Consider the following 8,771-nt stretch of genomic DNA (forward strand, 5'->3'; position numbering starts at 1 on the left):
GCACCCCGTCATAGGTCGACTGGGTCAGCGTCATGATGCGGGGCTGCACCGTCTCGGCGTCATAGCCCTCGAGCAGCGGGTTGTCGCGGATCTTGGCTTTGATGGTTTCCGGCTCGAACTCGGAATGCGGGATCGGACCGATGATGCCCCAGTGGTTCCGCGTCGGGCGCAGGAAGACCGGGATCGCGCCGGTCATGATGATCGAGTGCAGGATCGACTTGTGACAGTTGCGGTCGACCACGACCACGTCACCCGGCGCCACGGTGTGGTGCCAGACCATCTTGTTCGAGGTCGAGGTGCCGTTGGTCACGAAGAAGCAGTGATCGGCGTTGAAGATCCGCGCCGCGTTGCGTTCGGAGGCCCCGATGGCGCCGTTGTGGTCGAGCAGTTGGCCCAGTTCCTCGACCGCGTTGCACACGTCGGCGCGCAGCATGTTCTCACCGTAGAACTGGTGATACATCTGCCCGATCGGCGATTTCAGGAAGGCGACGCCCCCCGAGTGGCCCGGGCAGTGCCACGAGTAGGAGCCGTCCTCGGCGTAATCCAGCAGCTCCTTGAAGAACGGCGGCTGGATGCCCTCGAGATAGCTCTTGGCCTCGCGGATGATGTGCCGGGCGACGAATTCCGGCGTATCCTCGAACATGTGGATGAAGCCGTGCAGCTCGCGCAGGATGTCGTTGGGCAGGTGGCGCGAGGTCTTGGTCTCGCCGTAGACGTAGATCGGCACGTCGGCGTTTTTCCAGCGCACTTCCTCGATGAAGGTGCGCAGGTTGAGCACCGCCGGGTCGAGATCCGGGCCAGGGGTGAATTCCTCGTCGTCGATCGAGAGCACGAAGGCGCTGGCCCGGCTCTGCTGCTGGGCGAACTGGCTCAGGTCGCTGTAGCCGGTGACGCCGAGCACCTCGAAGCCCTCGTTCTCGATGGCCTCCGCCAGCGCCCGGATGCCAAGGCCCGAGGTGTTCTCGGAGCGGAAATCCTCGTCGATGATCACGATGGGGAATCGGAACTTCATCAGCCTCTCCTTTCGGCCGGCAGGGTCTTTGCCCTCGTTGTTTCCGCCCCTGCCCGCCCCGTCAAGGGCTTGCGCGGGCAAGGCGCGCGCGATCGCGGCGCGGGGATGGCGCGGCAAGCGGCTGTGGCAACGGGGTGAAATGTCTGGAAGCAGTGGCAGCCCGTAGGGGAATCGAACCCCTCTTTCCAGGTTGAAAACCTGGCGTCCTAACCGATAGACGAACGGGCCAGAGCCGAAGCGTGACGCGGGTTTTAGGGAATTGCGGGCAGACCCGCAAGCCTAATTTTCATATTTTTCTCACATGTCCTCCGACCCGCGACATGCGGAATATCGGACTACATTTCAGGATCTTAGCTGCGAATGCCTCAGCCTTCCGCCGGGGCCGCATCCTCCAGCCGCATCTGCACCGTGCGCCGCCCGTTCCACTCGTTGATCTCGAGCCGACCGGCGACGTGGAATCGCCGCCCCCGGTGATCGCAGAGCGCCTGCCCCAGCGGGCCGTCGAAGGCGCCGAAGCAGATCGCGTCGATCTTCGCCCCCAGCCCGTCGCCGAAGGAGACCTTGAGATGCCCCGAGCCGACCTGCTTGGCAAAGCCCACCTGCACGTCAGGCATGGCAAAGCGCGGCGCCGGCGCGCCGGCGCCGAAGGGCCCGGCCTGCTCCATCTGCTCGCAGAGCTCGATATTGGCCGCGCCCGGCATCAAAAGCCCATCAAGCTTCAGGTCCGCCGCGCCGCCCTGCCCCGCGCCCTGCTTGGCCAGCAGCTCCGAGAGCCGTTCCATCGCCGCCTCGAGCCCGTCGCGCGCCACGGTGAGACCGGCGGCCATCTTGTGCCCGCCGCCCTTCAGCAGCAGCCCGTCCGCCGCCAGCCGCTGGATGCTGGCGCCGAGATCGACGCCCGAGACCGAACGGCCCGAGCCTTTGCCCTCGTCGCCGTCGAGCCCGATCACCACCGCCGGGCGGTTGGTCAGCTCCTTGAGCCGCGAGGCGACGATGCCGACGACGCCCGGGTGCCAGCCCTCGCCTGCCGCCCAGACCAGCGGCGCGTCGAGCCCGCGCTCCTCCGCCTGCGCCAGGGCGGCTGCGCGCACCGCCTCCTCGACCTCGCGGCGCTCGGTGTTGAGCTGGTCGAGCCGCGCCGCCAGCGCCTCGCTCTCGTGCCGGTCGCGGCTGGCCAGCAGACGCGCGCCGATATCGGCCTGCCCGATGCGCCCGCCCGCATTGACCCGCGGCCCCAGCACGTAGCCCAGGTGATAGGAGGAGGGCGCCGTGTCGAGCCGCGCCACGTCCGACAGCGCGACCAGCCCCGGCCGCTCGCGCCGTGCCATCACCGCGAGCCCCTGCCGCACCAGCGCGCGGTTGACCCCCTTGAGCGGCGCCACGTCGGCCACCGTGGCCAGCGCCACCAGGTCGAGCATCGCCATCAGGTCCGGCCCGCGCTGGCCGGCCTCGCGCATCTGGCGGCCGCATTCCACCAGCATCAGGAACACCACAGCGGCAGCGCAGAGATGCGCCAGAGCGCCGTCCTCGTCCTGCCGGTTGGGGTTCACCACCGCGACGCAGTCGGGCAGCGTCTCGCCACCGAGGTGGTGATCGAGCACTACCACGTCCGCTCCCTTCGCCGCCGCGATCGGCCCGTGCGAGAGCGTGCCGCAATCGACGCAGATGATCAGGTCGTGGCTCGCGGCGAGCTTTTCCATCGCCGGCTCGTTGGGGCCGTAGCCCTCGTCGATGCGGTCGGGAATGTAGAGCGTCGCGCCAAGCCCGAGCTGGTGCAGCCAGTCGAGCAGCAGCGCCGCCGAGGCGCCGCCATCGACGTCATAGTCGGCAAACACCGCGATGCGCTCGCGTCGCTTCACCGCCGAAAGCACCCGCTCGGCCGCCGCCTGCATGTCGCGCAGCGAGCGCGGATCGGGCAGCAGATCGCGCAGCGTCGGCGCGAGATAGCCCGCCACCTCCGGCGCCTCGACCCCGAGCCGCGCCAGCACCTGGCACAGCCCGCGCGGCAGGTTGCTCTGCTGCGCCAGCGCCTCTGCCTGGCGCTCCTGCTCGACCCCCGGCCCGACCCAGCGGCGCCCGGTCAGCGATGCTTCGACCCCGAGATAGCTCATGCCCAATCGATCCCCTCTGCCTGTCTGACGCCTGCCATAAAGCGAAAAAGCAGGGAACGGAACGCCGCCCCCTGCTTCTTCATGTTTTCAAATACTCACGTCACGGCCTTGTGGCCGGGCGCGGCATCATTCGAACGGGTTGCGATAGATCACCCGGCGGACTGAGCCGGTCTTCGAGCGCATCAGGATGGTCTCGGTCGTGATCCAGCCCGGCTCGCGCTTGATGCCCGACAGGATCGAGCCGTTGGTGACGCCGGTGGCGGCAAAGATCACGTCGGCGGTGACCATCTCGTCGCGCTTGTAGATCTTGTCGAGATCGGTGATCCCGGCCTTGGCGGCGCGGCCGCGCTCGTCATCGTTGCGAAACATCAGCTTGCCATACATCTGGCCGCCCATGCACTTGAGCGCCGCCGCCGCCAGAACACCTTCCGGCGCGCCGCCCGAGCCCATGTACATGTCGATGCCGGTCAGATGCGCCTCGGCGCAATGCATGACACCGGCCACGTCGCCGTCGGTGATCAGGCGGATCGCCGCGCCGGTGGCGCGGACCTCGGCGATGATCTCCTCGTGGCGCGGGCGCTCGAGGATGCAGCAGGTGATGTCGGTGTTCTTGCAGCCCTTGGCCGCGGCCAGCGCCTCGACGCGCTCGGTCGGCGTCATGTCGAGGGTGACGACGTCTTCCGCGTAACCCGGGCCGATGGCCAGCTTGTCCATGTAGACGTCGGGGGCATGCAGCATCGAGCCGCGCGGACCCATGGCGATCACGGTGAGCGCGTTCGGCATGTCCTTGGCGGTCAGGGTGGTGCCTTCGAGCGGGTCGAGCGCGATGTCCACGCCCGGGCCCTCGCCGGTGCCGACCTCTTCGCCGATATAGAGCATCGGCGCCTCGTCGCGCTCGCCCTCGCCGATCACCACGACGCCCTTGATGTCGAGCTTGTTGAGCTGGTCGCGCATGGCGTTGACCGCGGCCTGGTCGGCGGCCTTCTCGTCGCCATGACCGATCAGCTTGGCCGACGCGATGGCCGCCTGCTCGGCCACACGGGCCAAGCCCAGAGACAACATGCGGTCATTGAAATCCTTGGGGATCGACATGGAGAGGTCCTTTGAAATGACTGTCGTAGCGGGTGTAGCGCGCGGATGAGACAGGTGGCAAGCCCGCGGGCGCTAACAGGGCCTTCTGCGGCCCACTGGCCCCCGCGGCGGGGCATCGCGGCAACGAAAGCGGCCTCGCGCCTTGCAGCGGCGGCCCGGCTTTGCCACATGAGGCGGCATGAGCGACACCTATTCCCCGCCGCAGGGCGAGATCCCGATCCTGCATGAAGACAGCGACCTTCTCGTGGTCGACAAGCCGGCAGGCCTGCTCTCGGTGCCCGGCAAGGGGCCGGAGCTGGCCGACTGCCTGATCGCCCGGCTCGAACGCGCCTTCCCGACCGTGCGCCTCGTGCACCGGCTCGACCGCGACACCTCGGGGGTGATGGTCTTTGCGCTCAGCGCCCATGCCCAGCGCCATCTCGGCCAGCAGTTCGAGACCCGCAAGACCCGCAAGACCTATATCGCCCGCGTCGCCGGCCGGCTCGAGCCGAAGACGGGAAGCGTGGATCTGCCGCTGATCGTCGACTGGCCCAACAGGCCGCTGCAGAAGGTCTGTCATGAGACCGGCAAGCCCGCGCTCACCGAGTACAAGGTGACCAAGTCCGATGACGCCGAGAGCCGCGTGCGCCTGCACCCGCTCACCGGGCGCAGCCACCAGCTGCGGGTCCACATGCTGGCGCTCGGCCACCCGATCATCGGCGACCCGCTCTATGCGCCGGAGACCGCGGCCCAGTACCCGCGGATGATGCTGCACGCCGAGGAGCTGCGACTGCACCACCCGGAGAGCGGGATCGGGGTGAAGTTTCGCGCCAAGGCCCCGTTCTGAGGCGCCGCGCCCGGCGGCAAGGTCGGGCCGTGAGTATTTAGGAACGTGGAGAAGATCAGGGCGTGTCTGCGGGGCGCCCTTGTCTGAGAGGGACGACCCGGCGGGAAGGCCGGATCGTGAGTATTTGTCTACGTAGAGAAGATCAGGGGGTGGGAGGGGGCGGCGGCGTGGTGCTGCCGCCCCAGTGGGTCGCGTTATTCTGCAGCCCAGCCGCTGACCGCCTTGATCTCGAGGAAGTCGTGGATCCCAAGGATGCCGCCCTCGCGGCCATTGCCCGACTGCTTCATGCCGCCGAACGGCGCGCCGGGGGCGCGGCTCTTGCCGTTCATCTCGACCATGCCCGAGCGCAGCTGCCGCGCCAGGCGGTGGCGGCGCTCCGCGTCCTGGCTCTGCACGTAGTTGGTCAGGCCGTAGGGCGTGTCATTGGCAACCTCGACCGCCTCTGCCTCGGTCTCGAACTTCATGATCGAGAGCACCGGGCCGAAGATCTCTTCGCGTGCGATGGTCATGTCCGGCGTCACGTCGGCAAACACCGTCGGGCGCACGTAGAAGCCCTTGTTGAAGCCCTCCGGGCGGCCCGGACCGCCGGCAACGAGCCGCGCACCTTCCTTGATCCCGGTCTCGATCAGCCCCTGGATCTTCTCGTATTGCGTTGCGTTCACCACCGGGCCGATATGCTTGCCATCCTCGGAGGGCGCGCCCACGGTCACGGTCTCTGCCACGGCGGCGGCCTCTTCGACCACGCGATCGTAGATCGGCGCCTCGACCATCATGCGCGAGGGCGCGTTGCAGCTCTGGCCGGAGTTCTGCATCATGTGCTTCACACCGCGCGTCACCGCAGCCTCATCGGCATCGGCGAAGATCAGGTTGGCGCCCTTGCCGCCCAGCTCCAGGTGCACGCGCTTCAGCGTCTCGGCGGCGGTCTTGGAGATCGCGCGGCCGGCGCGGGTCGAGCCGGTGAAGCTCACCATGTCGACATCCGGGTGACCCGAGAGCTGCGTGCCGACGCCCATGCCGTCGCCGTTGACGAGGTTGAACACGCCCTTCGGGAAGCCGGCCTCGTCCATGAACTCGGCAAAGAGCAGCGCCGAGAGCGGGCTCTCCTCGGAGGGCTTCAGCACCATGGTGCAGCCGGCAATCGCCGCCGCGCCGACCTTGAGCGTGACCTGGTTCATCGGCCAGTTCCACGGCGTGATCAACGCACAGACGCCGATCGCCTCGTGGATCATGTGGGTGTCGGGATGCGCGGCCGAGAACGGCGCCTCGAAGTCGAACCCCTTGGCGGCGTCGATGAAGTTCTGCAGGTGGTAGAGCCCGGCGCCGACCTGGTTGGCGCGCGCCAGCGCGATCGGGGCGCCCATCTCGAGGCTGATGGCCTGCGCCATTTCATCGGCGCGGGACTTGTAGACCGCCAGCAGCTTTTCCACGAGCGCGATGCGCTCGGCGGCGGGGGTGGCCATCCAGCCCGGCAGCGCCCGCTTGGCGGCAGCCACGGCGGCATCGGTGTCGGCCTGCCCACCCAGCGCGATGATCGCGCAGGGCTCTTCAGTCGCCGGATCGATCACCTCGTGGTCGCGCCCGTCAAGCGCCTCGGTCCACGCGCCGTCGATATAGAACTGACGCTTCTCGATCATGGGAGTCTTCCTTCGTTGAGATTTGATCAAATTTCCCCGTGGCGACACTCTGTCACGCGCCCCCGCCCTCCGCAAGGCGGGGTCTTTACATCGTGCATCCACGATGTACCTACAGGGCCCACGGACAGCGCGAACTGATTTTCATCCGGAAGGAGCTTCCCATGGCACTGCGCATCAACGACGAGATTCCGAACCTTCACGTCGTCACCGACCTCGGCGAATACGACCTGCACGACTGGATCGGCGACAGCTGGGCGATCCTGTTCTCGCACCCCAAGGATTTCACCCCGGTCTGCACCACCGAATTCGGCGCCGTGGCGCAGCTGGCCGACGAATGGGCCAAGCGCGGCACCAAGGTGATGGGCATCTCGGTCGACGGCGTCGAGGAGCACAAGAAGTGGAAGGGCGACATCGAGTCCACCTCCGGCGCGCCGGCGGGCTTCCCGATCGTGGCCGACGATGACCTGAAGATGGCCAAGGCGCTCGACATGCTGCCCGCCGATGCCTACATGCCCGACGGCCGCACGCCCGCCGACAGCGCCACCGTGCGTTCGGTCTTCATCATTGCGCCGAACAAGAAGGTTCAGCTGATGATGACCTACCCGATGTCGGTGGGCCGCAACTTCGCCGAGGTGCTGCGCGCCCTCGACGGTCTGCAGCGCACCTACGAGCAGCCGCTCGCCGTCCCCGCCAACTGGGAGACCGGCAAGGACGTGATCGTCGCGCTGTCGCTCGACGACGCGGCGGCGGCCGAGAAATACGGCGAGCTGGACATCAAGCTGCCCTACCTGCGCTACGCCAAAGACCCGGCCTGATCGGCCCCTTTCGCGCCAAGAAAGAAGCCCCGGATCGTCTGATCCGGGGCTTTTCTTTTGCGATCTCTGCGGTCGTGTCCTGATCCGGCACAGGCGGAAGATTTTTCCTGCGAAAAATCTTCGCCCTCACCATTGGGACCGGACAAGATCTTTCGGACGAAAGATCTTGCAGTCCACGCTCAGAGCGTCGGGTAGATCGGGAAGCGCTTGAGGAACTCGGTCACCTCACCGCGCACCTTGGCCTCGACCTCGGCATTGCCCTCTTCACCATTGGCGGCGAGACCGTCGACCACCTCGATGATCCAGTCGGCGATCTGGCGGAACTCGTCCTCGCCGAAGCCGCGGGTGGTGCCGGCGGGCGAGCCGAGACGGATGCCCGAGGTGATGGTCGGCTTTTCCGGGTCGAACGGCACGCCGTTCTTGTTGCAGGTGATGTGCGCCCGGCCCAGAGCCTTCTCGGTGGCGTTGCCCTTCACGCCCTTGGGGCGCAGGTCGACCAGCACCACATGGGTGTCGGTGCCGTGGGTCACGGTGTCGAGACCGCCCTTGATCAGCTGGTCCGACAGCGCCTGTGCGTTGGCGATGACCTGCTTGGCATAGGTCTTGAACTCGGGCTTCAGCGCCTCGCCGAAGGCCACGGCCTTGCCGGCGATGACATGCATCAGCGGACCGCCCTGGATGCCCGGGAAGATGGCCGAGTTGACCTTCTTGGCGATGGCCTCGTCATTGGTGAGGATCATGCCGCCGCGCGGACCGCGCAGGGTCTTGTGGGTGGTGGTGGTGGCGACATGCGCATGCGGGAACGGCGAGGGATGCTCGCCCGCGGCGACGAGGCCGGCGAAGTGCGCCATGTCGACATGCAGGTAGGCGCCCACGCTGTCGGCGATCTCGCGCATCTTGGCGAAGTCGATCTGGCGCGGAATGGCCGAGCCGCCGGCGATGATCAGCTTCGGCTTGTGCTCGTTGGCCAGCTCCTGGACCTGGTCGTAGTCCAGCATGTTGTCCTGCTGGCGCACGCCGTATTGCACGGCGTTGAACCACTTGCCCGACTGGTTCGGGCGGGCGCCGTGGGTCAGGTGACCGCCGGCGTCAAGCGACATGCCGAGGATGGTGTCGCCGGGCTGGATCAGCGCCTGGTAGACGCCCTGGTTGGCCTGGCTGCCGGAGTTCGGCTGGACGTTGGCGAACTCGCAGCCGAAGAGCTTCTTGGCGCGCTCGATGGCGAGGTTCTCGGCCACGTCGACCCAGTCACAGCCACCGTAGTAGCGGCGACCGGGGTAG

The 8,771-nt window shown here is 67.4% G+C and carries 7 protein-coding genes and 1 tRNA gene; 2 read left to right on the forward strand and 6 right to left on the reverse strand.

Features of this window, described 5'->3' with window-relative positions; all coding sequences use genetic code 11:
• The 4 genes from AC6RA4_RS20235 to glpX all read right to left on the reverse strand — a co-directional run.
• Positions 1-1,012, reverse strand: a 1,012-nt coding sequence (locus AC6RA4_RS20235) for an Orn/Lys/Arg decarboxylase N-terminal domain-containing protein (protein ID WP_500163420.1), incomplete at its 3' end; no start/stop codon positions are given.
• 153 nt (positions 1,013-1,165) lie between these two features.
• Positions 1,166-1,240 (reverse strand) — tRNA-Glu (locus AC6RA4_RS20240).
• Positions 1,241-1,377: 137 nt separating this feature from the next.
• Positions 1,378-3,123: a single-stranded-DNA-specific exonuclease RecJ gene (gene recJ, locus AC6RA4_RS20245; protein WP_500163421.1), complete on the reverse strand. Its 1,746-nt coding sequence runs from the start codon at positions 3,121-3,123 to the stop codon at positions 1,378-1,380.
• A gap of 126 nt (positions 3,124-3,249) precedes the next feature.
• A complete protein-coding gene (glpX, locus tag AC6RA4_RS20250) occupies positions 3,250-4,215 on the reverse strand; it encodes a class II fructose-bisphosphatase (protein ID WP_500163422.1) in 966 nt (321 codons plus the stop codon).
• Positions 4,216-4,393: 178 nt separating this feature from the next.
• Between glpX and AC6RA4_RS20255 the strand changes: the two genes are divergently transcribed.
• Positions 4,394-5,041: an RluA family pseudouridine synthase gene (locus tag AC6RA4_RS20255; RefSeq protein WP_500163424.1), complete on the forward strand. Its 648-nt coding sequence runs from the start codon at positions 4,394-4,396 to the stop codon at positions 5,039-5,041.
• A 194-nt stretch (positions 5,042-5,235) separates the two neighbouring features.
• On the opposite strand, the gene AC6RA4_RS20260 is transcribed toward AC6RA4_RS20255, so the two are convergent.
• On the reverse strand, positions 5,236-6,675 hold the full coding sequence (locus AC6RA4_RS20260; protein WP_500163425.1) for an aldehyde dehydrogenase family protein: 1,440 nt from the start codon (positions 6,673-6,675) through the stop codon (positions 5,236-5,238).
• 161 nt (positions 6,676-6,836) lie between these two features.
• On the opposite strand from AC6RA4_RS20260, the gene AC6RA4_RS20265 reads away from it, so the two are divergent.
• Positions 6,837-7,490: a redoxin domain-containing protein gene (locus AC6RA4_RS20265; RefSeq protein WP_500163427.1), complete on the forward strand. Its 654-nt coding sequence runs from the start codon at positions 6,837-6,839 to the stop codon at positions 7,488-7,490.
• A gap of 179 nt (positions 7,491-7,669) precedes the next feature.
• Here the strand turns inward: AC6RA4_RS20265 and glyA are convergent.
• On the reverse strand, positions 7,670-8,771 hold a 1,102-nt coding region (gene glyA / locus AC6RA4_RS20270), incomplete at its 5' end, for a serine hydroxymethyltransferase (protein WP_500163428.1).

Source organism: Salipiger sp., assembly GCF_059781815.1.

Bases quoted from the DNA above. Each gene is read 5' to 3' on its own strand.
- recJ (WP_500163421.1), bottom strand. From the start codon at position 3,123: ATGAGCTATCTCGGGGTCGAAGCATCGCTGACCGGGCGCCGCTGGGTC.
- AC6RA4_RS20260 (WP_500163425.1), bottom strand. From the start codon at position 6,675: ATGATCGAGAAGCGTCAGTTCTATATCGACGGCGCGTGGACCGAGGCG.
- glpX (WP_500163422.1), bottom strand. From the start codon at position 4,215: ATGTCGATCCCCAAGGATTTCAATGACCGCATGTTGTCTCTGGGCTTG.
- AC6RA4_RS20255 (WP_500163424.1), top strand. From the start codon at position 4,394: ATGAGCGACACCTATTCCCCGCCGCAGGGCGAGATCCCGATCCTGCAT.
- AC6RA4_RS20265 (WP_500163427.1), top strand. From the start codon at position 6,837: ATGGCACTGCGCATCAACGACGAGATTCCGAACCTTCACGTCGTCACC.